Raw genomic sequence first — 24298 nt, forward strand, 5'->3', positions numbered from 1 at the left:
ATCTACGCGCGTAGGGCGTTGGTAGATGGGGCTGGTTTTTAGGGGCTCGTGGGTGCGCATCCAGGGGCCCGGGGAACGGCGGGGCCGGGTCTGCTGGTGATCAACAGGGCGCTGGGCGTTCCGCCGTTTCTGGTTCCTGTCTTTGGTCCGACGCAACACGGCCCTCCGCTGTCTCTGACCATCCGCAGACATGCCCTCGCCGTTCCCCGAGCCCCTGAATTCGCACCCCCACGCGCCCCTGGAATCGCACCCCCCAGCCCCTGGTGGTGCACCATGTTCGCGTGAGTGAGGCGAAAGCAAGGGGCCGGAGGCCCGGGGGTGAGGACACTCGGGGGGTCGTGCTGGTGGCGGCGCGGGCCGAATTCGCGGCGCGGGGGTACCAGAAGGCGAGCATGCGGGCGATCGCGCGGGCGGCGGGGGTGGATGCGGCGTTGCTGCACCACTATTTCGGGAGCAAGGACCGGCTGTTCATGGCCGCGCTGGAGTTCCCGTTCGAACCGCAGGCGGTGGTCGCGGAGGTGTTCGGGGGGGATCCGGCGACGGTGGGGGAACGGGTGGCGGGGTTCGTGCTGGGGTTGTGGGAGCAGCCTGCGGTGCGGGACCGGTTGCTCGCGCTGGTGCGGACGGCGGCGGCCAGTGAGGAGGTGGCGGCGCTGATGCGGTCCTTCATGGTGACCGAGCTGGTCGACCGGGTGGCGGCCCAACTGGACGTCGAGCAGCCGGAGTTGCGGGTGGAGCTGGTGATGTCGCAGATCGTCGGGCTGGCGGTGGCCCGGTACGTGATCGGGGTGGAGCCGCTGGCCTCGGCACCCCCGGAGGTGCTGGCCCCGTTGCTGGGCCGCACCGTCCAGGGGTACCTGACGGGCTGAGGGGAGGTCAGGCCTCGCCGCCGCCGAAGCGCTCGGTCCAGGTGGCCAGGTCCTCGTCGGTGATCTTGGCGAACAGGACCGGCGGGACGGTGAAGCCGGTGCCGGCCGGGACCAGCGAGAGCGAGCGGGCCTCGTCGGCGCTGATCCAGGTGCGGGTGTCGCCGTCCAGCGCGAAGGACTCGCGGATCGCCTTGGCCGCCGTCGGGATGAACGGCTCGGAGACCACCGAGTAGAGGTGGATCAGGTTGATCGCGGTGCGCAGGGTGCGGGCCGCGGCCTCCGGGTCGGTCTTGATCTGCGTCCAGGGGGCCGTCACGTCGAGGTAGGCGTTGCCGGCCGACCAGAGCGCGCGCAGCGCCTGCGCGGCCTTGCGGAAGTTGAGCGCGTCGAGCTGGGTCTCGTACTCGGCGAGCAGGTCGGCGATCTGCGCGCCGAGGGCCGTCTCGGTCTCGCTGTTCTCCGCACCGGCCGGGACCTCGTCGCCGAAGCGCTTGCGGCTGAAGGACAGCACGCGGTTGACGAAGTTGCCGAGGGTGTCGGCGAGGTCCTTGTTGACGGTGGCGGCGAACAGGTCCCAGGTGAAGCTGGAGTCGTCGGACTCCGGGGCGTTCGCCATCAGGTAGTAGCGCCAGTAGTCGGCGGGGAGCAGTTCGAGCGCGACGTCGGTGAAGATGCCGAGCTTCTGGCTGGTGGAGAACTTGCCGCCGTAGTAGGTCAGCCAGTTGAAGGCCTTGACGTAGTCGACCTTCTTCCACGGCTGGCGCGAGCCGAGGATGGTGGCGGGGAACATCACCGTGTGGAACGGGACGTTGTCCTTGGCCATGAACTCGGTGTAGCGGACGGTGTCGTCGGCCTCGTACCACCAGGAGCGCCAGTCGCCGCCGGTCGCGTCGGCCCACTCCTTGGTGGCGCCGATGTACTCGATCGGGGCGTCGAACCAGACGTAGAAGACCTTGCCCTCGGCGGCCAGCTCCGGCCAGACGTCGGCGGGGACGGGGACGCCCCATTCGAGGTCACGGGTGATGGCGCGGTCCTGCAGGCCCTCGGTGAGCCACTTGCGGGCGATCGAGGAGGCGAGCACCGGCCAGCTGTCGCCGTGCTCGGCGATCCAGGCCTCGACCTCGTCGGTCAGCTTGGACTGGAGCAGGAACAGGTGCTTGGTCTCCCGGACCTCCAGCTCGGCGCTGCCGCTGATCGCCGAACGGGGGTTCAGCAGGTCGGTCGGGTCGAGGACGCGGGTGCAGTTCTCGCACTGGTCGCCGCGGGCCTTGTCGTAGCCGCAGTGCGGGCAGGTGCCGACGATGTAGCGGTCGGGCAGGAAGCGGCCGTCGGCGATCGAGTAGACCTGGCGGATCGCCCGCTCCTCGATGAAGCCGTTGGCGTGCAGCTCGCGGGCGATCTCCTGGGTGATCTCCCGGTTCTGCGGCGAGGACGAGCGGCCGAACCAGTCGAAGGACAGCTGGAAGCCGTCGTAGATGGCCTTCTGCTGGTCGTGCGCCCGGGCGCAGAACTCGGCGACCGGCAGCCCGGCCTCCTGGGCGGCCAGTTCGGCCGGGGTGCCGTGCTCGTCGGTGGCGCAGATGTACAGCACCTCGTGGCCGCGCTGGCGCAGGTAGCGGGAGTACACGTCCGCCGGGAGCATCGACCCGACCATGTTGCCCAGGTGCTTGATCCCGTTGATGTAGGGAAGCGCGCTGGTGATCAACTGCCGAGTCATCCTGAGGAACTCCGATGCTCTCCGGCGGGCACGTGGCGGTGCCCGCGAGCGGGTGTCGAGGGCCGGTTCCGCGACGCGTTCTCAGCAGCCGCCCGGCCGCCGCAATCGTACCGAACCGGCCCGCTGCTGCCGTACCGCTTATCGGCGGGCTGTCAAGCCCCGCGGCGGGATCGTCTGACGGGGTGTCAGTGGCGGTCAGATGGCGTACGGCCAGGCGGTGACCATGTAGGCGCCGTACCAGCAGCCGAACAGCGCGGCGCCGCCCAGGACGGCCACCTGGGTGGAGCGGCGGGCCCGGGCGAGGGCGCTCGCGACGGGCAGCAGGAAGATCAGCGCGGGGGCCAGCAGGCGCGGCTTGCAGTGGTAGTAGTTGCTCTGCGCCAGCGTCAGCACCACCACCGTCGCGCCGTAGACCAGCAGCGGCGGCCAGGTGGTGCGGCGGACGGTCAGGGCGGTGGCCAGCAGGTGGGCGATCACCAGGACGGCTATCGAGACCGGGACCCAGCCCTCGCCGGTCTGCAGGGTGCGGACCAGGAACTCCCACAGCGAGGAACCCCAGTCCCACTGGGTGTTCCAGCCGGCCCGCTGGACGGTGAACCACGCGTCGGCGCTGCCCAGCCGGTCGGCGACCCACCACAGGTACAGCGGGGTACTGGTGCAGGCCAGCGCGGTGGCGGCCAGCGGGCGGCCGAGCACCCGGCGCTCGCGGTACATCTCCAGCAGGACGGCGACGCCGAGCGCGGCGATCACGGCGATACCGGCCGGGCGGGTCAGCCCGGCGAGGAAGGCGAACGCGCCGGCGGTGAGCCAGGCCCGGCGGTGCGCGGCGAGCAGCGTGGCGGCGGCGGTGGCCAGCAGCAGCGACTCGCTGTACGACATGAAGAACACCAGGGACATCGGCTGCGCCGCCGCCAGCAGCACCAGCACGACGGTGGCGGTGCGCCGGGTGTACAGCCGGCTGATCAGCTGGTGGATCAGCACCAGGGCGGCGAGCAGCGCCAGCTGGGCGGCGACGATGCCGGAGACGGCCCAGCTCAGGCCGGTCACCGCGTGCACGATGCGGACCAGCATCGGGAACAGCGGGAAGAACGCCAGGTTGTTGCCGGTCAGCTCGCCCTTGGGGGTGTACGTGTAGCTGTCCGGGTAGCCGTCGGTGGCTATCTCCAGGAAGTGCCGCCCGTCCCAGGAGGTCAGCCGGTCGGTCAGCGTGGTGCCGGGCCGGGTGATCATCAGGGCCAGCAGCGTCAGGTGCAGCGCCAGCGCGCCGGCGTACACCGCGACGGCCGGGCCGGCGGTGTGCCACAGCCGGGCCAGCGGGTCCGGGCGGGGCGGGTCGTCCGCCCGGCGCGGGCCCGGCACGGCGGGTATCGGCGGGTGGTCGGTCAGCGGGGTGCTGGGCATCGGGGGTCCTGGTCGGTCGGGGTTCACGGCTGCGCCGGGGTGTTGCTGGGCACGGGCGGCGGCGGCGGGGTGGTCAGGGAGGCGGTCGGCACCTGCGGGCCGGACGGGCCAAGTGTGGCGGAGGCGCTCGGGCCGGGGACGGCGGACGGGGTCGGCGTGGTGAGCGACGGGGCGTCGGCCGGGCCGACCGTGCGGGACGGGCGGCCGGGGGTGAGCGTGACGCCCACGGCGATCGCCAGGCAGGCGGTGACGGTGACGGTCGCGCCGACCCGGACCCGGCGGCGCCGGCGGCCGAGGGCGGCGATCCGCGGTGCGGGCGGGGCGGCGGTGCGGGCGGAGGCGGCGTCGGCGGCCGTCCGCAGCGCGCCGGCCAGGCGCGCGTCGATGGACGTCATCGGAGGTTCTCCTCGGCCTCGGAGGGGGTGTCGAGGTGCTGGGCGAGGGCGGCCCGGGCCCGGGACAGGTGGGCCTTGACGGTGCCCGGGGCCATGCCGGTCTCGGCGGCGATCCGGTCCAGCGGCAGGTCGCAGACGTAGTAGAGGGCGGCGCACAGGCGCTGGCGCTCGGACAGGCGGCGCAGCGCGGCGGTCAGGTCGACGGAGACCGGGTCCGGGCCGTCCACGTCGGCGGGTCGGCCGTGCCGCCGCCAGGCCCGGGCGGCGGTGCGGGTCCGCCGCCAGCGGCTGATCGCCAGGCGGCCCGCGACGGTGCGCACCCAGGCTTCGGGGGCGTGGTCGCGGTCAAGCGTACGGCGGTGGCCCCAGGCGCGAACGAAGGCCTCCTGGACCACGTCCTGCGCCTCGTGCAGGTCGCCGGTGACGACGTACAGCTGGCCGGTGAGCCGGCGGACCGAGTGGCTGTAGAACTCGGTGAACTCCTCCTCGGTCATCGGTCGGCTCCTCGGCAGATTTCGGTTGCTTACCTGTCGCTACGAACGGCGGGACGCTCCGGTTGACGTGGGTGACGCAGCTCACTGCGGCGGGTGTCCGCGGCCTTGACGGGCCTGGCGTGGCCGCGCAGAATTCACCACATGATGAATTCTTCGGCGGGGCCGGCCGACGACCCCGCGATCCGGATCACCGGACTCGTCGTCCGGCGCGGCGGCACCACCGTGCTGCCCGGCCTCGACCTCGACGTCCCCCGCGGCACCGTCACCGGCCTGCTCGGACCCAGCGGCTGCGGCAAGACCACCCTGCTGCGCGCCGTCGTCGGCGTACAGCGCACCGACGCCGGCGCCGTCACCGTGCTCGGCCGCCCCGCCGGCAGCGCCGCCCTGCGCGACCGGGTCGGCTACGTCACCCAGGCCCCGTCCGTCTACGGCGACCTGACCGTCGGCGAGAACCTCGACTACTTCGCCGCCATTCTGGGCGCCCCGCGCACCGACCCCGACCGGGTCATCGAACTGGTCGGGCTGGACGCCCACCGCCGCACCCCCGTCGCCCGGCTCTCCGGCGGCCAGCGCGCCCGCGTCTCGCTCGCCGCCGCACTGCTCGGCCACCCCGAACTGCTCGTGCTGGACGAACCCACCGTCGGCCTCGACCCCGTCCTGCGCCACGACCTCTGGCAACTGTTCGCCACCCTCGCCCGAGGCGGCGCCACCCTGCTGGTCTCCAGCCACGTGATGGACGAAGCCACCCGCTGCGACCGCCTGCTGCTGATGCGCGACGGCCGCCTGCTCGCCCACGACACCCCCGCCGCGCTGCTTGCCGCCACCGGCGCGGCCGACGTGGAGAGCGCCTTCCTCACCCTCGTGCAGCAGCCGCAGGAGACCGTCCGATGAGCGCCGCCACCCGCCGCACCCTGGCCACCGCCCGCCGCGTCCTCGCCCAACTGCGCCACGACCCGCGCACCATCGCCATGCTGCTGGCCGTCCCCTGCCTGCTGCTGGTGCTGCTCAAATACATGTACGACCGGCAGCCCGGCACCTTCGACCGGATCGGGCCCGAACTGCTCGGCGTCTTCCCGCTGATGGTGATGTTCCTGGTCACCTCGGTGGCCATGCTCCGCGAACGCACCACCGGCACCCTGGAACGCCTGCTCACCATGCCGCTCGGCAAGCTCGACCTGCTGCTCGGCTACGCCCTCGCCTTCGGCCTGGTCGCCCTGGTGCAGGCCGCCGTCGCCTCCGCCCTCACCATCGGCCTGCTCGGCCTGCACGTGGCCGGCCCGACCTGGCTGCTGTTCGCCGTCGCCCTCGCCGACGGGCTGCTCGGCATGGCCCTCGGCCTGCTGGTCTCCGCGTTCGCCGCCACCGAGTTCCAGGCCGTCCAGTTCCTGCCCGCCGTCCTGCTGCCCCAACTGCTGCTCTGCGGGCTGTTCGTCCCCCGCGACGACATGGCCCCCGCGCTGCGGGCGATCTCCGACGTCCTGCCGCTCTCCTACGCGGTCGACGCGATGGGCCGGATCACCACCCGCGGTGGCCTCGACGGCCCCGTGCTCGCCGACCTCGCGGTCGTCGCCGGCAGCGCACTGCTCGCACTCGCCCTCGGCGCGGCCACCCTGCGCCGCCGCACCGCCTGAACGCCGCAGGTCTGAACGCCCCAGGTCACGGGACGGATCATTCGTAACCGTCCCGTGCCCCCGCCACCATTGGGGACGGCCGTGCCCCTGGGGCAGAATCGACGCCATGACCGAATCCGACCGGACACCCGACCAGGGGTCCGCCGCCAACGGGCCCAAGTACGCCGACCGCGTCTACCGCTCCGTTCCCGGCGTCATCGCGGGCGTCATGCTGCTCGGAGTCGCCGCCTGGCTGATCGGCGACGCGATCGTCTCCGGCACCGGCGCCACCCCGTGGGTCGCACTCGCCGCCGCGCCCGTCTTCTGCTTCCCGGTGGCCGCCTACACCCTGCGGCCCATCGTGAAGGCGAACGACCAGCGACTGCTGGTCCGCAACCCGCTGCGCACCGTCGTCGCGCCGTGGGCCAGCGTGGAGGGCCTGAAGGCCGGCTACTCGGTCGAACTCTTCGCCGGCGGACGCAAGTTCCAGATCTGGGCGGTCCCCGTCTCGCTGCGCCAGCGCAAGAAGGCCAACCGCCGCGCCGCCAAGGCCGTGGCCGCGGGCGACCCGCACCTGCCCACCAGCGGAGTCAAGAAGAAGGCGCAGCGCCACGACCAGCTCGACCCCACCCGCGCCTGGTCCGACGCCGTCGTCACCTCCCTCCAGGAACAGGCCGACCGCCACGCCAACAACCCCGCCGCCACCGGCGAGGTCCAGGCCACCTGGTGCTGGTGGGTCATCGCCCCCACCCTCGCGGGCCTGGTCGCCCTGATCTCCGTCATCGCGGCGACCTGAGCCGCCCGGCAGACAGCAGCAGGGCCCCGGGGTTCTCCCCGGGGCCCTGCTGCTTTGCGAAGTCGACGGACGGTCAGACGAGGCCGGCCGCGAGCGCCAGGTCCTGCTTGATGGTGGCCAGCAGGGCGTGGGCCTGTTCGCGGGTGGCCGGGAGGACGTCGTGGGTGGCGACCGGGAGGACGACCTCCAGGTAGCACTTGAGCTTGGGCTCGGTGCCGGAGGGGCGGACCACGATGCGGGCCGAGGTGACGGTGGGGCCGCTGAGGTAGTAGCGGAGGCCGTCGGTGGGCGGGAGCTCGGGGGTGCCGGCGGTGAGGTCGTCGGCGTGGGTGACGGTGAGGCCGGCCAGTTCGACGGGGGGCTTGTCGCGGAGGGTGCGCATGGCGTCGGTGATGACGGTGAGGTCGTCGACGCGGACCGAGAGCTGGTCGGTGGCGTGCAGGCCGTGGGCGAGGGCCAGGTCGTCCAGCAGGTCGGTGAGGGTGCGGCCGTCGCGCTTCAGGCCGGCGGCGAGTTCGGTGATCTGGAGGGCGGCGGTGATGCCGTCCTTGTCGCGGACGCCGTCGGGGTCGACGCAGTAGCCGAGGGCCTCCTCGTAGCCGTAGCGGATGCCGTCGGCGCGGGAGATCCACTTGAAGCCGGTGAGGGTCTCCGCGTAGCCGAGGCCGGCCGCGGCGGCGATCTTGCCGAGCAGGGTGGAGGAGACGATGGTGGTGGCGAAGACGCCGCTCGCGCCCTTGGCGGCGAGGGCCGCGCCGAGCAGCGCGCCGACCTCGTCGCCGCGCAGCATCCGCCAGTCGCCGTCGTGGGTGGGGACGGCGACGGCGCAGCGGTCGGCGTCCGGGTCGTTGGCGATGACCAGGTCGGGGCGGGCCGCGCGGGCGGTGGCGAAGGCCAGGTCCATCGCGCCGGGCTCTTCCGGGTTGGGGAAGGCGACGGTGGGGAAGTCCGGGTCGGGCTCGGCCTGTTCGGCGACCACGGTGGGTGCCGGGAAGCCCGCCCGCTCGAACGCGGCGAGCAGCACGTCGCGGCCGACGCCGTGCAGCGGGGTGTAGACGGTGGTGAGCGAGCGGGGTCCGTCGGTGTCCAGGACGGAGACGGCGCGGGTCAGGTAGGCATCCAGAACATCGGAGCCGAGGATCTCCCAGCCCTCGGAGGCACGCGGCACGGAGGCGAGCGCGCCGAGCGCGTCGATCTCGGCGGCGATGTCGGCGTCGGCGGGCGGGACGATCTGCGAGCCGTCGCCCAGGTAGACCTTGTAGCCGTTGTCCTGCGGCGGGTTGTGGCTGGCGGTGACGACCACGCCGGCCGCCGCGCCCAGGTGCCGGATGGCGTACGCGAGGACGGGGGTGGGCAGCGGCCGGGGCAGCACCGCGGCGCGCAGGCCGGCGCCGACGACGACGGCGGCGGTGTCGAGGGCGAAGTCGTGCGACTTGTGGCGGGCGTCGTAGCCGATCACGATCAGGTCGCCGAGCGCGGGGTTGGCGCGGACGTACGCGGCGAGGCCGGCGGCGGCGCGGATGACCACGGCGCGGTTCATCCGCATCGGGCCGGCGCCGAGTTCGCCGCGCAGGCCGGCGGTGCCGAACTGGAGCCGCCCGTCGAAGCGTTCGGCCAGCCGCGACCAGGCGATCCGCTCCCCGGACTCGGCGCCCGGGCCCTCGGCGGCGGCCAGCAGCGCGGCCAGCTCCTCACGGGTCTGCGGGTCGGGGTCCTCGGCCAGCCAGGCCCGGGCCCGGTCGAGGAGGTCGGTGGTGGGTGCCTTCGGCATGCGGCCCGCTCCCTGTACGTGGGTGGAAGGAGTGTCAGTGCTGCGGCGAACTGAGCGACGGCGGCCACCGAACCCGTCGGTGGCCGCCGTCGTCCTGCGCCGATTCTCGGTCAGAGGTGCTGCGCCGCCCGGGAGTCGCCTCCCGGGCGGGGTGTCAGATGCGCTCCAGGACCTTCGCCAGCAGGGCGCCCATCCGCTCGGCGGAGGCCTTGCCGGCCTCCAGCACCTCGGCGTGGTTGAGCGGCTCGCCGGTGATGCCCGCGGCCAGGTTGGTGACCAGCGAGATGCCGAGCACCTCGGCGCCGGCCTCGCGGGCGGCGATGGCCTCCAGGGTGGTGGACATGCCGACCAGTTCGCCGCCGAGCACCCGGGCCATGTTGACCTCGGCCGGGGTCTCGTAGTGCGGGCCGCGGAACTGCACGTACACGGCCTCGTCCAGCGACGGGTCGACCTCGAGGCACAGGGCGCGCAGGCGCTTGGAGTACAGGTCGGTGAGGTCGACGAAGTTGGCGCCGACGATCGGGGAGTCCGCGGTCAGGTTGATGTGGTCGCTGATCAGCACGGGCTGGCCGGGCGTCCAGCCGTGGCGCAGGCCGCCGCAGCCGTTGGTCAGCACGATGGTCTTGCAGCCCGCCGCGGCGGCGGTGCGCACGCCGTGCACCACGGTGGCCACGCCGTGGCCCTCGTAGTAGTGGTTGCGGCCGAGGAAGACCAGCGCGCGGCGGTCGCCCTCGCCGGGCATCCGGACCGAGCGGACGGTGCCCGCGTGGCCGGCCACCGCGGGGGCGGGGAAGCCGGGCAGCTCGGTGACCGGGAACTCGGCGAGCGTCTCACCGAGGGCGTCGGCGGCCGGCACCCAGCCGGAGCCCATCACCAGGGCGACGTCGTGGCGTTCGGCGCCGGTGAGTTCGCGCAGCCGGTCGGCGGCTTCCCGGGCGGCGGCGTAGGGGTCGGCGGAGACGACCGTCTGAGGAGATGCGTTCACAAGGTCGAGGATAGGTCAAATCTGCCTACGCGCGTAGACAACTGGGCCGAGCCATGCCGGATCGTTACCCGGAATGTACGGAACGCCGCCATTCGTCCCCGCCGGCCCGGCCGGACTACGCCCGAACTCCCGTCCGGCGCAAGCGCGGAGACGTCGTCAGCAAGCGCGGAGACCTTGTCAGCAGGGGCGGCGGCGGAGGTCCAGCACGTAGTCGTCGGGAGCGCCGGCGCTCTCCGCGGCGTCCGCGATCAGACCGAGGTAGCGGGCCGCGGGCAGGCCGCCCTCGTAGTCGTTCAGCACGTACGTCCACACCGCGACCTCACCGTCCAGGGTCTGCGCGCGCAGCTTCACCTTGCGGTAGATGCCGAGCTGCACGCCCTCCCAGCGGTCCAGGCCTTCTTCGTCCATCGGGGCGATGTCGTAGAGCGTGACGAAGACCTGCTCCTTCTCGTCCTCCACCACGGTGGCAAGCGAGCCCTCCCAGCCCAGCTGCTCGCCGCCGAAGGTCAGCCGCCAGCCGGGCAGCCAGCCGGAGCCGCGCAGCGGGGAGTGCGGCGCGCGCCGGCTCATCTGCCGGGCGTCGAGGTTGGTGGCGTAGGCGGCATAGAGCGACATGACCGCCAGCCTACGGGAGCGGCCCGCCCGCGCAGGTCCGTCCGCAGCCTCGGCCCCATCTTCGGGAGCAAGGGTCAACAGCAACGGCCCCGGCGTGGAATCCGTTCCGGCGTGCGGGACAATGGAGCACGTGACTCGGATCGTGATCATCGGTGGCGGACCAGGCGGATACGAGGCGGCCCTCGTGGCAGCCCAGCTCGGCGCGGAGGTGACCGTCGTCGATCGCGACGGTCTGGGCGGATCGGCGGTGCTGACGGACTGCGTGCCGTCCAAGACGCTGATCGCCACCGCCGAGGTGATGACTACCTTCGACAGCTCGTACGAGGAACTCGGCATCCTGGTCGCGGACGGCACGCCGGACGCCGCCGACCCGGCCCGGGTGGTCGGGGTGGACCTCGGCAAGGTGAACCGACGGGTGAAGCGGCTGGCGATCGCCCAGTCGCACGACATCACCCAGGCCGTCACCCGGGCCGGCGTCACCGTGCTGCGCGGCCGCGGCCGGCTCGGCAGCGGCGGGCAGGCCATCGACGGCTCCCGCGAGGTGCTGGTCGACCACGCCGACGGCAGCGTCGAGGCGCTGCGGGCCGACGCGGTGCTGATCGCCACCGGCGTGCGCCCGCGCGAACTCCCCGACGCCCAGCCGGACGGCGAGCGGATCCTGGCCTGGACGCAGGTGTACGACCTGGAGGAGCTGCCGCGCGAGCTGATCGTGGTCGGCTCCGGCGTCACCGGCGCCGAGTTCGCCGGTGCCTACCAGGCGCTCGGCTCCAGCGTCACGCTGGTCTCCTCGCGCGACCGGGTGCTGCCCGGCGAGGACCCGGACGCCGCCGAGGTGCTGGAGGACGTCTTCCGCCGCCGCGGCATGAACGTGATGGGCCGTTCGCGTGCCGAGAGCGTCAAGCGGATCGGCGACCGGGTCGAGGTCACGCTGGCCGACGGCAAGGTGATCACCGGAACGCACTGTCTGATGGCGGTCGGCTCCATCCCCAACACCGCCGACCTGGGCCTGGAGGAGGCCGGCGTCGCGGTCAACGACTGGGGCCAGATCAAGGTGGACCGGGTCTCCCGCACCTCCGCCCCCGGCGTGTACGCGGCCGGCGACTGCACCGGCGTCTTCATGCTGGCCTCGGTGGCCGCCATGCAGGGCCGGATCGCCATGTACCACGCGCTCGGTGACGCGGTGCAGCCGCTGAACCTGAAGACCGTGGCGTCCAACGTGTTCACCGACCCGGAGATCGCCACCGTCGGCTACACCCACGCCGACGTGTCCTGCGGAAAGATGGACGCGGTCGAGATCAAGCTCCCGCTGCGCGGCAACCCGCGGGCCAAGATGCAGGGCATCCGGGACGGCTTCGTGAAGCTGTTCGCCCGCCCCGGCACCGGCATCGTGGTGGGCGGTGTGGTGGTCGCGCCGCGCGCCTCCGAGCTGATCCACTCCATCTCGCTGGCCGTGGACAACAACCTGACGGTCGAGCAGGTGGCCAACACTTTCACCGTCTACCCGTCGCTGTCCGGCTCCACCGCCGAGGCGGCGCGTCAGCTGCACATTCGCAAGCGCGAAGGCGCCGCTTCCTGACGTTCCACCGGCTCGTTCGGGCCGAGCCGGGCGCACGCCGCCCGGCTCACCCGCCCGGCGGAGCGCGCATTGTACGGTCGTGCGCCGCTCCCAGGTGAGCAAATCCAGTTACCAGGTGCAAACGCCTGAAAGCAGACGGTCACTCGGGTTACCGTCGGTTCTGTGTTTGCTGCAGAACGTCGCCAGTTGATCCTCGAGATGGTGCGCGCCAACGGAGCCGTGTCGCTCCGAGAGCTGGCCCGCGTCGTCCAGACCTCCGAAGTCACCGTCCGCCGGGACGTCCGGGCGCTGGAGGCCGAAGGGCTGCTCGACCGCCGCCACGGCGGCGCGGTGCTCCCCGGCGGCTTCAGCCGGGAGCCCGGCTATCCGCAGAAGACCCACCTCGCCGCCGCCGAGAAGAGCGCCATCGCCGATCTCGCCGCGGGCCTGGTCGAGGAGGGCGACGCCATCGTGGTCGGCGCCGGCACCACCACCCAGGAGCTGGCCCGCCGGCTCGCCCGGGTGCCGGGGCTGACGGTGGTCACCAACTCGCTGCTGGTCGCCCAGGCGCTGGCGCACGCCAACCGCGTGGAGGTGGTGATGACGGGCGGCACCCTGCGCGGATCCAATTACGCGCTGGTCGGCAGCGGCGCCGAACAGTCGCTGGCCGGGCTGCGGGTCACCAAGGCCTTCATCTCCGGCAGCGGACTGACCGCCGAACGCGGCCTGTCCACCGCCAACATGCTCTCCGCCAGCGTCGACCGGGCCCTGGTGCAGTCCGCCAACGAGGTGATCGTCCTCGCCGACCACACCAAGCTCGGCGCGGACAGCATGTTCCAGACCGTCGCCACGGACGGGATCACCCGGCTGGTCACCGACGAGCACACCGCCGCCGAGGACCCGACGGCCCGCGAACTCGACGCGCTCGCCGACTGTGGCGTGCAGATCTCCGTCGCCGCGCTCGGTCTGTCCGCCGAGACCTCGACGGCGCACCCGCAGCCGTCCTCGGCGGTGCCGCGCCGCCCCGTCCCGCCGGCCGGCCTGGCCCCCGGCACCCCGCTGCCCGGCCAGCGCCGTCCCGCCCCGCACGGCACACTGCCGGTCGCCCCGCGGCTCGCCGAGCGGATCCGCTGACCGCGCCCCGTTCCGCTCCGCCCGCCCCGCTTGTAGCGTCTGGCCTCATGGACGCATCGAGTGAACGGCTCGACCACACAACGGAGTTGACGGTCCGGGCGGCGCGGGGCGGGCGAGGCCCCGCGACCTGGGGCCAGCGGGCCATCCACACCGCGCTGGTCAAGCTGGGCCCCGACGCGCCGCGCTACAACCTGCGGCTGTCGGCGCCCGTCGAGCCCGGCCTGCCGCTGGAGACGGCGCTGCGCGCCTTCACCGAGCTGCTGCACCTGCACGACGCGCTGCGCACCCGGCTGGTCGAGCGGGACGGCGAGCTGGTGCAGGAGGTGGACGCGGACGGGGCGCTGCCGGTCGCCGTGCTGCACCGCTCCAGCGCCGAGCGGGCCGCCGGGGCGGCGGCGGAGCTGCTCGCGGAGTTCGCCGGCCGGCCGTTCGACCTGCCGCGCGAGTGGCCGGTGCGGCTCGGCCTGGTGCTGGTGGACGGCCTGGTCCGGCAGACCGTGCTGGTGCTGTCGCACACCGCCTCGGACGGCTGGGGGATGCGCCGCGCCGTCCGCGACCTGACGCTGCTGGCCGCCGGGCGGAGCGCCGACGAGCTGCGCGCCGAACGGGACTTCACGCAGCCGCTGGAAGAGGCCGCCGAGCAGGACTCGCCGCGCGGCCGCCGCCGGGACGCCGCCGCCCGCCGGTACTGGCGGGACAAGCTGAGCTCCGGCCCGCGCACCCAACTCCCGCGCCCGGACGGCGAACCGGACCCGGAGCGGCGCTTCCCGTTCGCGGTGCTGCGCTCCCCGGAGCTGGCTTCCGCGCTGCCGCGGGCCGCGGCCCGGCTGCGGACCAGCGACGCCACGGTGCTGCTGGCCGCCGCCGCGACCGAACTGGGGCGGCTGGGCGGGCAGCGCGAGGTGCTGTTCCAGGTGGTGGTCGGCAACCGGTTCACCGCGCAGTCCGCCGAGGCCGTCACGACGCTCGCCCAGGAGGGCCTGTTCCATCTCCCGGAGCTGGCCGGGGAGTTCGACGAGACGGTCCGCCGCTGCCAGGGCCCGGCGCTCAGCGCCTACCGCCACTCCGGGTACCACAAGCCGCAGTTGGACGCCGACCTGGACGAACTGCGGGCCGCCGAACAGGACTTGGCCGACCACTCGGTGATCTGGAACGACACCCGGGACCCACTGGCCGCCCTGATGCCCGGCGGGGTCGGCGAAGTCCCTCTGGTGGAACGGGAGTTGAGCTTCCCGGACACGTTCCCGGCCCGCCCCGGGGTGTCCGTCGCGGTGGACGTGGTCGCCGCGCCCGGCGCGATCGAGCTGCTGATGGTCGCCGACAGCGCGCTGCTGGAGCGCGCGCAGATGGCGCAGTTCCTGTGCGGCGTCGAGCAGTTGGTGCTGGAGGCGGCCGGATAGGCCGAAGGGCGGCGGGAGTTCACGAACTCCCGCCGCCCTTCCTGGACGGATCAGACGTCCTTGATCTCGCAGAGCGCGGCGCCACTGGAGACCGACTGGCCGACCTCGGCCTTCAGGCCGACCACGGTGCCGGCCTTGTGGGCGTTCAGCGGCTGCTCCATCTTCATCGCCTCCAGGACCACGATCAGCTCGCCCTCGGCGACGACCTGGCCCTCCTCGACGGCGACCTTGACGATGGTGCCCTGCATCGGCGAGGCCAGGGTGTCGCCGGAGACCGCGGAGGCGGCCTTCTTGGCGCCCACCCGGCGCTTCGCCTTGCCCGCCGCGGCACCCGCGGCCGGGGCCGAGGCGACGCCCAGCGAGGACGGCAGCGACACCTCGATGCGCTTGCCGCCGACCTCGACCACCACGGTCTCCCGGCCCTCGGGCTCCTCGCCGTCGCCGCCGGCGCCCGCGAACGCCGGGATGGTGTTGTCGAACTCGGTCTCGATCCAGCGGGTGAAGACCGTGAACGGGCCCTCGGAGCCGTGCACCTCGGGGGCGAAGGCGGGGTCGGTGACCACGGCCTGGTGGAACGGGATGGCGGTGGCCATGCCCTCCACCTTGAACTCCTCCAGGGCGCGCTTGGCGCGCTGAAGGGCCTGCTTGCGGTCGGTGCCGGTGACGATCAGCTTGGCCAGCAGCGAGTCCCAGGCGGGGCCGATGACCGAGCCGGACTCGACGCCGGCGTCCAGGCGCACGCCCGGGCCGGACGGCGGGGCGAACAGCGTGACGGTGCCGGGCGCGGGCAGGAAGTTGCGACCCGGGTCCTCGCCGTTGATCCGGAACTCGAAGGAGTGACCGCGGACCTCCGGGTCGTCGTAGCCGAGCTCCTCGCCGTCGGCGATCCGGAACATCTCGCGGACCAGGTCCAGGCCGGTGACCTCCTCGGACACCGGGTGCTCGACCTGGAGGCGGGTGTTGACCTCCAGGAAGGAGATCAGACCGTCCTGAGAGACCAGGAACTCGCAGGTGCCGGCGCCGACGTAACCCGCCTCACGCAGGATCGCCTTCGACGCCCGGTACAACTCGGCGTTCTGCTCCGCCGTCAGGAACGGCGCGGGCGCCTCCTCGACCAGCTTCTGGTGGCGACGCTGCAACGAGCAGTCACGAGTGGAGACCACCACCACGTTGCCATGCCGGTCGGCCAGACACTGGGTCTCGACATGCCGCGGCTTGTCCAGGTACTGCTCGACGAAGCACTCACCGCGGCCGAACGCGGCCACCGCCTCACGCACCGCCGACTCGTACAGCTCCGGAATCTCCTCCAGCGTACGGGCCACCTTCAGACCACGACCGCCGCCACCGAACGCCGCCTTGATCGCGACCGGCAGACCATGCTCGGACGCGAACGCGACCACCTCCTCGGCACCCGACACCGGGTCGGCGGTACCGGCCACCAGCGGGGCACCGGCGCGCTGCGCCACGTGCCGGGCGGTGACCTTGTCACCGAGGTCGCGGATCGCCTGCGGCGGCGGGCCGATCCAGGTCAGGCCGGCGTCGAGGACGGCCTGGGCGAAGTCGGCGTTCTCGGACAGGAAGCCGTAGCCGGGGTGGATCGCGTCCGCGCCCGAATCGGCGGCCGCCTTCAGGACCTTCGCGATGTCCAGGTAACTGCTCGCGGGGGTGTCGCCGCCCAGCGCGTACGCCTCGTCGGCCGCCCGCACGTGCAGCGCGTCCCGGTCCGGCTCGGCATACACGGCGACACTCGCGATACCGGCATCCCGGCACGCCCGGGCGACGCGGACAGCGATTTCGCCGCGATTGGCGATGAGCACCTTGCGCACTGTGGCTCCCTTCTCGAACCTCGTCGAGTCTATGGATTGAAGGGCGCTACCGGCGAGTAGTCCCTGGTGGTGAGCGTGCTCACACGCTCGGGTTTCCCGACTTCCTTGCGGACGACGGCGATTGGCGACGCACCGCAGGTCGCGGGGCGCGCGGGTCGCTCGGGAAACACGGTGGACCGGGTGGCCTCAGCCACGCCGGAGCATGGTTCAAGCGGCCGCCGGCTGCGGCGGGGCGGTCGCCTCGGCGGTCACGTCCGCCTCGAACTCGACCACGTCCGGGCCGTACGCCCGGGCGTTGACCACCCGCAGCACCACCGCGAACGCCCCGTCCGGGCCGTGCCGGCGGGCCAGCGAGCGGTGGTGGGCGGCCAGGTAGCGCACCGCCGCGTGGTTGGAGACCGCGGTCTGACCGGCGATCAGGAACACCGGCCGACTGCCCGGCCGCAGGTGTATTCGGGCCAGCAGCACGTACGCCGTCCCGCCCGGCTGCTCGGCGGGCGTCCGGAAGGCGAACTCCCGCTCCCCGATCAGCAGCGTGCGGACCGGATGCCCGGCACCGTCCGGCGGGGCGACGAACACCGCGCCGGGCAGCCAGGACGCCAGGTGCGCACCGGTCCGCGTGTTGCTCTCCGGCCCGCCCACGCAGAACTCGGTCTTGTCGCCCAGCCCCTGACGCACCTCGTCGTGCGAGGTCAGCACGGACCGGGCCCCGCACTCGCGGACCAGCGCAGCCACTTCCATCAGCGCGTACACGTCGTCACGGGCCACGCTGTGCGGATCGGACGAGGAGGCCTGCCGATTGGCGACCAGCAGCGCCTCGCCGCCGGACTGCAGCCCGAAGAACGCGCGCTCCCGCTCCAGCCGGCGGCGCCGGCGCACCGTCTGCGCCAGCCAGCCCAGGCCGGCGCTGATCGCCGAAGCGACCAGTCCCAGCACGACGTTGAGCACCCCATCGGTCATGTTCCGCTCCTCAACGCCCCTTTCCGGTCCGGCTCGCCAGCCTAACGGCGGCCCACCGGCCCCGGGGGTGGAACTGTGCAACAGATGTACGCCCCCGGTTCTGTCCGATTCCGCACCTTGCGAACCGGAATCCGGTCACTCTCTTCGCGGGCCGACATAACGGAATGGTTCAGACCATTGACCGGGTTCGGGGGCCGTCCCTAGCGTCGCAGCCACCATCACATATCCGAATAATTCACGGGGGAATCGTGAAGCGCTCCATGCTGCCCGTCGCACTCGCCGCGACCGCCCTGGTGCTCACCGCCTGTTCCAGCAGCGGCAGTTCGACCAAAGCAGCGGCCACCCCGGAGCCCACCGCCGCGACCTACGGGTGCCTGACGAAGGCGCAGGCGGCAAAGGGTTCCTTCGCCCTCGACGCGGGCACCGCGGGCGGCACCGAGCTGGACGCCTACTACCAGGACTCGGACGCCGGCGGGGCGAAGACCGCGCTGATCCTCTCCCACCAGCTGAGCGGCTCGCTGTGCGAATGGGCGCCGGTGTTCGGCGAGTTCACCAAGGCCGGGTATGCCGTGATGGCCTTCACCGGCGAGGGCGACGTCACCGAGGGCATCAAGGCCGCCGCCAACCGCCTCAAGGAGAAGGGCGTCACCAGCATCGCCCTGATCGGCGCCTCCAAGGGCGCCGCCGCCTCCCTGGTCGCCGCCAAACTGGACAGCCCGCTGCCGATCAAGGCCGTGGTCTCGCTCAGCTCGCCCGACGTGTACAGCCAGTTCAACGCGGCGCTCGCGGTCAAGTCGGTGAAGATCCCGACCTACTTCGCCGCCGAGGAACTGGACGCCCCCTTCAACGCCAACGCCAAGGCGCTGTACGAGGCCTCGGTGGCCGAGGACAAGCAGCTGAAGCTCTACCCCGGCGGCAACCACGGCGCCCCGCTGCTCAAGGACGGCGCACTGCCCGACGTCCAGGCCTACCTGGCCAAGCACGCGCCCGCGGCGGGCTGAGCGGTTCTGTTCAGACCCAGAGGTCGGTGATCCGGACGTCCAGCTCGGCGAGCAGGCGGCGCAGCAGCGGCAGCGACAGGCCGATCACATTCCCGGGGTCGCCGTCGATCCCCTCCACGAACGGTGCGGAGCGGCCGTCCAGGGTGAACGCCCCGGCCACGTGCAGCGGTTCGCCGGAGGCGACGTAGGCGGCGACCTCGGCGTCGTCCGGGGTGCCGAACCGGACGGTGGTGGACGCCGTCGCCTGCGCCTGCCGGCCGGTGGCGGTGTCGATCACGCAGTGGCCGGTGCGCAGCACGCCCGCGCGACCGCGCATCGAGCGCCAGCGCTCGATCGCCTCGGCGGCGTCGGCGGGCTTGCCGAGCGCCTGGCCGTCCAGCTCCAGCACCGAGTCGCAGCCGATCACGATCGGCGGCTCACCCGGCTCGGCGGCCAGCTCGCCGGCGATCTTCCCGGCCTTCGCCACCGCGAGCACCAGCGCGAGCTCGCCGGGCGTCGGCGCGGACAGCGCGTCCTCGTCCACCCCGCTCACCCGCACCTGCGGATCCAGGCCCGCCTGCCGCAGCAGGCCCAGCCGGGCGGGGGAGGCGGACGCGAGAACGAGCGGGCGGCGAGCGGTCATGCCTTCAGCCTAACCGTGCCGGGCCAGCACCAGCGCCGCCGCGATCATGGCCAGCGCCGCCAGCACCACCGCCGTGCGGCGCAGCCTGCGCTGCACCTCGCGGGCCTCGGGCGACGGCTCGTCGCGGGGGTCTTTCCAGAGCATTCGATCAGCCTGCAACGTGTGTGCGGCGCGGCGCCTGAGTATCCGTACTCAGTCCTGGGACGGGTGATGGTTCGGACGCATGCTTGACGCGGAGCTCCGCGACCCCTGCAATGGAGCAGCTGACTTGTCCGGTTCATGATCGGCGCCGTGCGGGGCGCCGAACTCCCCCCACGAACCGGCAGCAGGTCGGCTCCAGGTCAGGGCACGCACAGCAGACCACCCCACTGGTTCAGGCTGAGGAGTCCCATGTCCGACCTCGTCACCACCGCAAGAGCCGCCACCGACGCGGCCCGCCCGCACTTCGTCGCGCTCTACCGGGTCGTCACCGCCCTGCTGTTCGCCTGCCACGGCGCCGCCTCACTGTTCGGCGTCCTCGGCGGGGCACACGGCGGCGGCACCATCCCCGCCGGCACCTGGCCCGGCTGGTACGCCGCCGTCATCCAGCTCGCCTGCGGCGCGCTCGTCCTGCTCGGCATCGGCACCCGGGCCGCCGCGCTCATTGCCTCCGGGTCGATGGCGTACGCGTACTTCACCGTGCACCAGGAGAACGCGCTGTTCCCGCTGCAGAACGGCGGCGAGCCGGCCGTGCTGTTCTGCTGGGCGTTCCTGCTCATTGCTGCCGTTGGCCCGGGCAGCTTCGCGTTGGGTAACCGGCTCACGCGCTGACAGAGCACCAACAGGGGCGCGGGGAACTGCGCGACAAGCGCTCACCGGTCCGCAAGGTCGCGATCAAAGGCAAGTCATTGCCCGCGTCGCGATCTTGCGGCTGGGGTCTTCCGCTTCGCGCAGTTCCCCGCGCCCCTGTTGGTGCTCTCCCTGGTTTCGCACCCGCTCGCGCCCCCGGTTGTGCTCTCCCTGGTTCCGCACCCGGTCAGGACGGCGGTGGGGAGCACGGCCCCGAGAGGGCCACCGCCACCAGCGCGCGGAGGGCCGGGGCGACCTGGCCGAGTGGGAGCGTGCTCTCGTCGGCGAACAGTTCGAGCAGCCAGCCGCCCGCAGGGTTCGCGCCGCCCGCGGCGACCATCGCGCGGTAGCCGGAGACCACCATCACGGCCTCCTCGGAGGGGTCGTTGCCCGGTGCGCCGACCCGCAGGGCGAACGATCCGCCGGTGACGGCGCGGCCGGTGAGTGGGTAGTGCCGCAGGTCGAACACCGCGTCCGGGGCTTCGATCTGGGCCCGCTGGGTGCGGGCCCGGGCCGATGCGGGGCCGCCCGTCATCCGGTACACGGCGTGCCGGGCGGTGCGCATCAGTGGTGAGCCCGGTGGCACGTACGACACCCACCAGCCGACGGCGTTGAGCAGTCGTGACGCGGTTTCCGCGACCACCGACAGACGCCCCAGCGTGTCGGCCGGATGCGTCACCGCGCCCTGTACGCCGCCCTGGTCCAGCGCCGCCAGTGCTGCCGCCAGGAGCTGTCCCGGGTCGGCGCTGTGTGCCGAGCCGCGGAACCGTCGCCGTTCGCCGTTGGGCCGTCCGGTCGGCGCGCGGCGGCTGTCCGCCAGCTGTACCACCGGGTCCGGGGTGAACCCCGGCCCCTGGGCCCGCCCGGCCACCACGGGGTGCGCCGCCCGGGCGGCCTTCGCCCGGTACTGGGCGGCGTCGGCCAGCCGGAACAGGCGGTCCGCCGTGGTCACCGGGCCGATCGAGTCCCCGGTCGAGGCGATCCCGCAGGCGACGCCCTCGCCGTCCGTCAACTCCAGTGCGCGGGTGCACAGTTCCTCCGCGACCGCGACCACCTCGTCCGCGGACTGGCCCTCCGTGAGCAGGCAGAACTCGTCCCCGCCGAGTCGCGCCGCGAGGCTGCCGGGCAGCTTCGCCGCCGACAGCGACAGCTGGTGCGCGAACCGCTCCAGCAGCCGGTCGCCCATCTCGTGGCCCAACTGGTCGTTGACCCGCTTCAGCCCGTTGACGTCGCACACCACCAGCGACACCACCGCGCCGTCCCGGGCGTGCGCCTTCAACGCCTCCTCCAGCCGGGCATCCACCGCGCGACGGTTCGCCAGGCCGGTCAGCGCGTCCGTGAACGCCAGCCGGCGCAAGTCGGCGACCCGTTCGGTCTGCGCGAGGCCCGCCGCGATCTGCGCGGCCAGCAGGGTCGCGTACTCGGCGTCGGCATCGGTGAACACCGGCATCCCGATCCCGCGCGCCAGGTACAGCTCGCCCCACGCCTGGCCGTGCAGCACGATCGGCGCGACCAGGCAGCTGCCCCGGCCCCGCCGCCGCAGGCCTGCGGCGCGCGAGCGGCAGAACGCGCCGGAGGCCGGGAGCGGGTGCCCGGCGTGCGGACCGAGATCCTCCGCCGTCTGCACCCAGGCGCGGGGGAGTCGGCCGGTGGTCCAGTGCTCCTCCAGGTACGTCACGATCTCCGGGAAGTCCGCGACCGGATACGACTCGTCCTCGGGCAGCTCCTCCTCGCCCGGCGCGAGCTCCCCGTGGTTGACCAGCACCCGCAACCGGCCCGACTCGCGGTCCCACACCGAGACCGCCGCCATCGTCGCCCCCAACGCGGACGTCGCCCGGGCCGCCGCCGCGCTCACCGCTTCCAGCGGCGTCATCGCCCCCGCCATCGCCTGCGCGAGCTCCACCACCGCCTGCAACCGCGAGTCCGGCGCAACCTGATCGCTCATCGCCGCCACATTCCCTCCCACGGGCCGTTTCGTCCAGCCTATGGCGGTATGGGTGGATTTGGGGCGAAGCGAGCGCAGGCAGGTGCGCACCCAGGGGTGCGGGGCGACCCGATCAGAACATCAAGATCCGGAGGCGGGCGTGCGGGTCAGCAGCCAGGGCTCGACCAGGCCGAGGCCGCGGACCGGGCGGCGCCACATGGGCTGGAGGTGGAAGCGGTGGCCGGGGGCAGGGGTGCCGTCCGGGAGTGTCGCGGAGCCGTTGTGTTCCAGCGCCGTGGCGAGTTCGCCGTCGACCAGGACGGCGTCCTTGGGGGCGATGGAGGTGAGGCGGGAGGCCAGGTTGACGGTGGTGCCGAAGACGTCGCCCATGCGGGAGGTGACGGTGCCGAAGGCCATGCCGACGCGGAGGGCGGGCATGTTGTCCTCCTTGGCGAGGGTCTCGACCAGGGAGAGGGCGATCTCGGCGACGGTGGCGGGGTCCTCGGAGACGAAGAGGATCTCGTCGCCGAGGGTCTTGACGACGCGTCCGCCCTGGCCGGCGATCAGGTCGGAGCAGGTGTTCTCGAAGCCTTCGACGAGTTCGCCGAGTTCCTCTTCCTCCAGGCGGCGGGAGAGCCGGGTGAAGCCGACCAGGTCGGCGAAGGCGACGGCGAGGCGGCCGGAGGTGGTCTCGGTGTCCTCGGCGGCCTGGACGACGCGGCCGGTGACGGCGGCGAGTTGGCGGCGCCAGACGTACACCAGGAACTGTTCGAGCTCGGGGAGGAGCAGTTCGACCAGGGGGTAGGCGACGTCGGAGCGGGTGAGGCCGGGTTCGACGGGCTGGGTGAGGTTGTCGAGGAAGGTGTCCATCTGCCAGCCGGCGAGTCGCGCGGTGGTCTGGCCGGTGGAGCGGGCGACCTGGATCGCCATCGGCTCGCTGAGCAGCCCGGACTCGATCAGGCCGGCCAGGCGGCGCAGCGCGATCACGTCGTTGTCGTTGAGGGCGCGGGACTGGCCGATGTCGGGGAAGCCCATGGCGCGCCAGAAGCGGGTGGCGAGGTCCATCGGGACTTCGGCGGCGCGCGCGGCCTGGTACGGGGTGTACTTGCGCGGCGCGTCGAGGATCAGCCGCTCGAGGTCGGTCGCGACGGTGGTCTCGTCCGTCCCGTCGTACGCGTCGGCGGGAGTGCCGCCGTTGCCGGAGCCCGTGGTGGCGCCGCCGTTGTCTGTCACCGGTCCGTCCCCGTGCGTTCGCGCACTTGTGTCTTGCCGTCCTCGGGGTTCGGCTACGCGACCACCGCAGGGGTAGTGGCGAGCCTCACACCGCTGCCAGGTGGAATGTTCGCACGGAATCGCGTAATCCGGGGCATCCGCCCGGCAGCGGACCCGAGGGTCCCGCTGGGTGAGACCGGGCCGGTGGGGGCCGGTCAGTTCTGCGGGCGGACGTGCACCACGTCGCCCGCGGCGACGGCGTGCCGGGTGCCGTCGGCGGTGCGGACCACGAGCCGGCCGTCGCCGTCGACGGCCACCGCGTCGCCCAGCAGCTCGCGCTCGCCGGGGAGTTGGACCTTCACCGGCCGGTTGAGAGTGGTGCAGCGGGCGGTGTACGCGGGCAGCAGTCCGCTGGCGTGCGGGTCGCCGGCGGCGGCCGTCCACTCGCCGTACAGTTCGGCGAACTCGCGCAGCAGGGCGCGCAGCAGGGTCGCCCGGTCGGTGGTCCCGGCGCCCGCGAGGGCGAGCGAGGTGGCGGTGGGGACGGGCAGTTCGGCCTGCCGCAGCGTGACGTTGAGGCCGAGGCCGGCGACGACGGCGCCGCCGGAGAGTTCGGTGAGGATGCCGCCGAGCTTGCGTTCCTGGCCGTCGACCTCGGCCTGCAGGTCGTTGGGCCACTTCAGGCCGGTGCGGACGTCGGCGATCCGGTCGAGGGTGGCGGAGACGGCGGTGCCGATCAGGATCGGCAGCCAGCCGTAGCGTTCCATCGGCACGCCCTGCGGGCGCAGCAGCACCGACAGGAACAGCCCGGAGCGGGGCGGCGCCGTCCAGCGGCGGTCGAGCCGGCCGCGGGCGGCGCTCTGCGATTCGGCGACCAGGATCGCGCCCTCGGGCGCGCCGTCCTTGGCGCGGGCGGCCAGGTCGGAGTTGGTGGAGCCGGTATCGCTCACCACATCGAGTGAGGTCCACAGCGCGCCCGGGCGCAGCAGGTCGAGCCGCAGCGCCGCCTCGTCGAGCGGGGGACGGTCCAGGTCGGTCCACGGGGACGGGCCGCCGTGGCCGAAGCCGCGCAGTCCGGAACGACGGGGCCGGGGGCTCTCGGGAGTGCTCACCCCAGCCACCCTAGAGGTACGGCCAACAGCCGCACGCCGCATCATCGTCCCGCAAACCGGGCAGTGGCACG

The 24298-nt window shown here is 73.0% G+C and carries 22 protein-coding genes and 1 pseudogene; 9 read left to right on the forward strand and 14 right to left on the reverse strand.

Annotated features, from left to right (window positions below; all coding sequences use genetic code 11):
* The first annotated feature begins 344 nt into the window (after positions 1-344).
* Complete coding sequence (locus tag ACIHEI_RS15340; protein WP_396606968.1) at positions 345-869, forward strand: TetR family transcriptional regulator; 525 nt, start codon at positions 345-347, stop codon at positions 867-869.
* Between the two features lie 7 nt (positions 870-876).
* Here the strand turns inward: ACIHEI_RS15340 and metG are convergent, their stop codons facing one another.
* The 4 genes from metG to ACIHEI_RS15360 form a co-directional block, all read right to left on the reverse strand.
* Positions 877-2586 carry a methionine--tRNA ligase gene (gene metG / locus ACIHEI_RS15345; RefSeq protein WP_396606914.1) on the reverse strand — a complete coding sequence of 570 codons (1710 nt, stop codon included), beginning with the start codon at positions 2584-2586 and terminating at the stop codon, positions 877-879.
* A gap of 195 nt (positions 2587-2781) precedes the next feature.
* Complete coding sequence (locus ACIHEI_RS15350; protein ID WP_396606915.1) at positions 2782-3987, reverse strand: mannosyltransferase family protein; 1206 nt, start codon at positions 3985-3987, stop codon at positions 2782-2784.
* 23 nt (positions 3988-4010) lie between these two features.
* A complete protein-coding gene (locus ACIHEI_RS15355; RefSeq protein ID WP_396606916.1) occupies positions 4011-4382 on the reverse strand; it encodes a hypothetical protein in 372 nt (123 codons plus the stop codon).
* The gene (locus ACIHEI_RS15360) at positions 4379-4876 is read right to left on the reverse strand and encodes a SigE family RNA polymerase sigma factor (protein WP_396606917.1); all 498 of its coding nucleotides are present in this window, start codon (positions 4874-4876) and stop codon (positions 4379-4381) included. The genes ACIHEI_RS15355 and ACIHEI_RS15360 overlap by 4 nt, the downstream gene beginning before the upstream one ends.
* Positions 4877-5017: 141 nt before the next feature.
* Here ACIHEI_RS15360 and ACIHEI_RS15365 point away from each other — a divergent pair, with 141 nt between their 5' ends.
* The 3 genes from ACIHEI_RS15365 (at position 5018) to ACIHEI_RS15375 (ending at position 7282) form a co-directional block, all read left to right on the forward strand.
* The gene (locus tag ACIHEI_RS15365; protein WP_396606918.1) at positions 5018-5767 is read left to right on the forward strand and encodes an ABC transporter ATP-binding protein; all 750 of its coding nucleotides are present in this window, start codon (positions 5018-5020) and stop codon (positions 5765-5767) included.
* Positions 5764-6507, forward strand: a complete 744-nt coding sequence (locus ACIHEI_RS15370; RefSeq protein WP_387644793.1) for an ABC transporter permease — start codon at positions 5764-5766, stop codon at positions 6505-6507. Before ACIHEI_RS15365 ends, ACIHEI_RS15370 begins: the two co-directional genes overlap by 4 nt.
* A 106-nt stretch (positions 6508-6613) precedes the next feature.
* Positions 6614-7282 carry a PH domain-containing protein gene (locus tag ACIHEI_RS15375; RefSeq protein ID WP_396606919.1) on the forward strand — a complete coding sequence of 223 codons (669 nt, stop codon included), beginning with the start codon at positions 6614-6616 and terminating at the stop codon, positions 7280-7282.
* A gap of 73 nt (positions 7283-7355) precedes the next feature.
* Here the strand turns inward: ACIHEI_RS15375 and ACIHEI_RS15380 are convergent, their stop codons facing one another.
* The 3 genes from ACIHEI_RS15380 to ACIHEI_RS15390 all read right to left on the reverse strand — a co-directional run bounded on the left by ACIHEI_RS15380 (position 7356) and on the right by ACIHEI_RS15390 (position 10653).
* Positions 7356-9053 (reverse strand): phospho-sugar mutase, encoded by a 1698-nt coding sequence (locus ACIHEI_RS15380; RefSeq protein ID WP_396606920.1) that lies wholly within the window; start codon positions 9051-9053, stop codon positions 7356-7358.
* A gap of 154 nt (positions 9054-9207) precedes the next feature.
* On the reverse strand, positions 9208-10038 hold the full coding sequence (locus ACIHEI_RS15385; protein ID WP_396606921.1) for a purine-nucleoside phosphorylase: 831 nt from the start codon (positions 10036-10038) through the stop codon (positions 9208-9210).
* Between the two features lie 177 nt (positions 10039-10215).
* Positions 10216-10653, reverse strand: a complete 438-nt coding sequence (locus ACIHEI_RS15390) for a gamma-glutamylcyclotransferase (RefSeq protein WP_387644804.1) — start codon at positions 10651-10653, stop codon at positions 10216-10218.
* A gap of 121 nt (positions 10654-10774) precedes the next feature.
* On the opposite strand from ACIHEI_RS15390, the gene ACIHEI_RS15395 reads away from it, so the two are divergent.
* The 3 genes from ACIHEI_RS15395 to ACIHEI_RS15405 all read left to right on the forward strand — a co-directional run bounded on the left by ACIHEI_RS15395 (position 10775) and on the right by ACIHEI_RS15405 (position 14742).
* A complete protein-coding gene (locus ACIHEI_RS15395) occupies positions 10775-12229 on the forward strand; it encodes an NAD(P)H-quinone dehydrogenase (RefSeq protein WP_396606922.1) in 1455 nt (484 codons plus the stop codon).
* 198 nt (positions 12230-12427) lie between these two features.
* Entirely contained in the window at positions 12428-13342 is a 915-nt protein-coding gene (locus ACIHEI_RS15400) for a DeoR/GlpR family DNA-binding transcription regulator (protein ID WP_396606969.1), read from the forward strand.
* 47 nt (positions 13343-13389) lie between these two features.
* Entirely contained in the window at positions 13390-14742 is a 1353-nt protein-coding gene (locus tag ACIHEI_RS15405; RefSeq protein WP_396606923.1) for a condensation domain-containing protein, read from the forward strand.
* Positions 14743-14792: 50 nt separating this feature from the next.
* Here ACIHEI_RS15405 and ACIHEI_RS15410 read toward each other — a convergent pair whose 3' ends face one another.
* Complete coding sequence (locus ACIHEI_RS15410; protein WP_392954675.1) at positions 14793-16568, reverse strand: acetyl/propionyl/methylcrotonyl-CoA carboxylase subunit alpha; 1776 nt, start codon at positions 16566-16568, stop codon at positions 14793-14795.
* 207 nt (positions 16569-16775) lie between these two features.
* Positions 16776-17528, reverse strand: coding sequence for a hypothetical protein (locus ACIHEI_RS15415; protein WP_396606924.1), 753 nt, complete (start codon positions 17526-17528; stop codon positions 16776-16778).
* 248 nt (positions 17529-17776) lie between these two features.
* Between ACIHEI_RS15415 and ACIHEI_RS15420 the strand changes: the two genes are divergently transcribed.
* Positions 17777-18529, forward strand: coding sequence for an alpha/beta hydrolase family protein (locus ACIHEI_RS15420; protein WP_396606925.1), 753 nt, complete (start codon positions 17777-17779; stop codon positions 18527-18529).
* 10 nt (positions 18530-18539) lie between these two features.
* On the opposite strand, the gene ACIHEI_RS15425 is transcribed toward ACIHEI_RS15420, so the two are convergent.
* Both ACIHEI_RS15425 and mmpB read right to left on the reverse strand, forming a co-directional pair.
* Positions 18540-19151 carry a Maf family protein gene (locus tag ACIHEI_RS15425; RefSeq protein WP_387644819.1) on the reverse strand — a complete coding sequence of 204 codons (612 nt, stop codon included), beginning with the start codon at positions 19149-19151 and terminating at the stop codon, positions 18540-18542.
* Between the two features lie 9 nt (positions 19152-19160).
* The gene (gene mmpB / locus ACIHEI_RS15430) at positions 19161-19295 is read right to left on the reverse strand and encodes a morphogenic membrane protein MmpB (RefSeq protein ID WP_396606926.1); all 135 of its coding nucleotides are present in this window, start codon (positions 19293-19295) and stop codon (positions 19161-19163) included.
* Positions 19296-19541: 246 nt separating this feature from the next.
* Here mmpB and ACIHEI_RS15435 point away from each other — a divergent pair, with 246 nt between their 5' ends.
* The gene (locus ACIHEI_RS15435; RefSeq protein ID WP_396606927.1) at positions 19542-19961 is read left to right on the forward strand and encodes a DoxX family protein; all 420 of its coding nucleotides are present in this window, start codon (positions 19542-19544) and stop codon (positions 19959-19961) included.
* A gap of 775 nt (positions 19962-20736) precedes the next feature.
* Here ACIHEI_RS15435 and ACIHEI_RS15440 read toward each other — a convergent pair.
* The 3 genes and pseudogenes from ACIHEI_RS15440 to ACIHEI_RS15450 form a co-directional block, all read right to left on the reverse strand.
* Positions 20737-21924, reverse strand: a pseudogene (locus tag ACIHEI_RS15440) (diguanylate cyclase domain-containing protein); the annotation flags it as partial.
* Between the two features lie 120 nt (positions 21925-22044).
* The gene (locus ACIHEI_RS15445; RefSeq protein ID WP_396606928.1) at positions 22045-23136 is read right to left on the reverse strand and encodes an adenylate/guanylate cyclase domain-containing protein; all 1092 of its coding nucleotides are present in this window, start codon (positions 23134-23136) and stop codon (positions 22045-22047) included.
* 194 nt (positions 23137-23330) lie between these two features.
* Positions 23331-24227 (reverse strand): biotin--[acetyl-CoA-carboxylase] ligase, encoded by an 897-nt coding sequence (locus ACIHEI_RS15450; RefSeq protein WP_396606929.1) that lies wholly within the window; start codon positions 24225-24227, stop codon positions 23331-23333.
* Positions 24228-24298 lie beyond the last annotated feature (71 nt).

The sequence above is a fragment of the Kitasatospora sp. NPDC051984 genome, from assembly GCF_044593455.1.
GTDB lineage: Bacteria > Actinomycetota > Actinomycetes > Streptomycetales > Streptomycetaceae > Kitasatospora.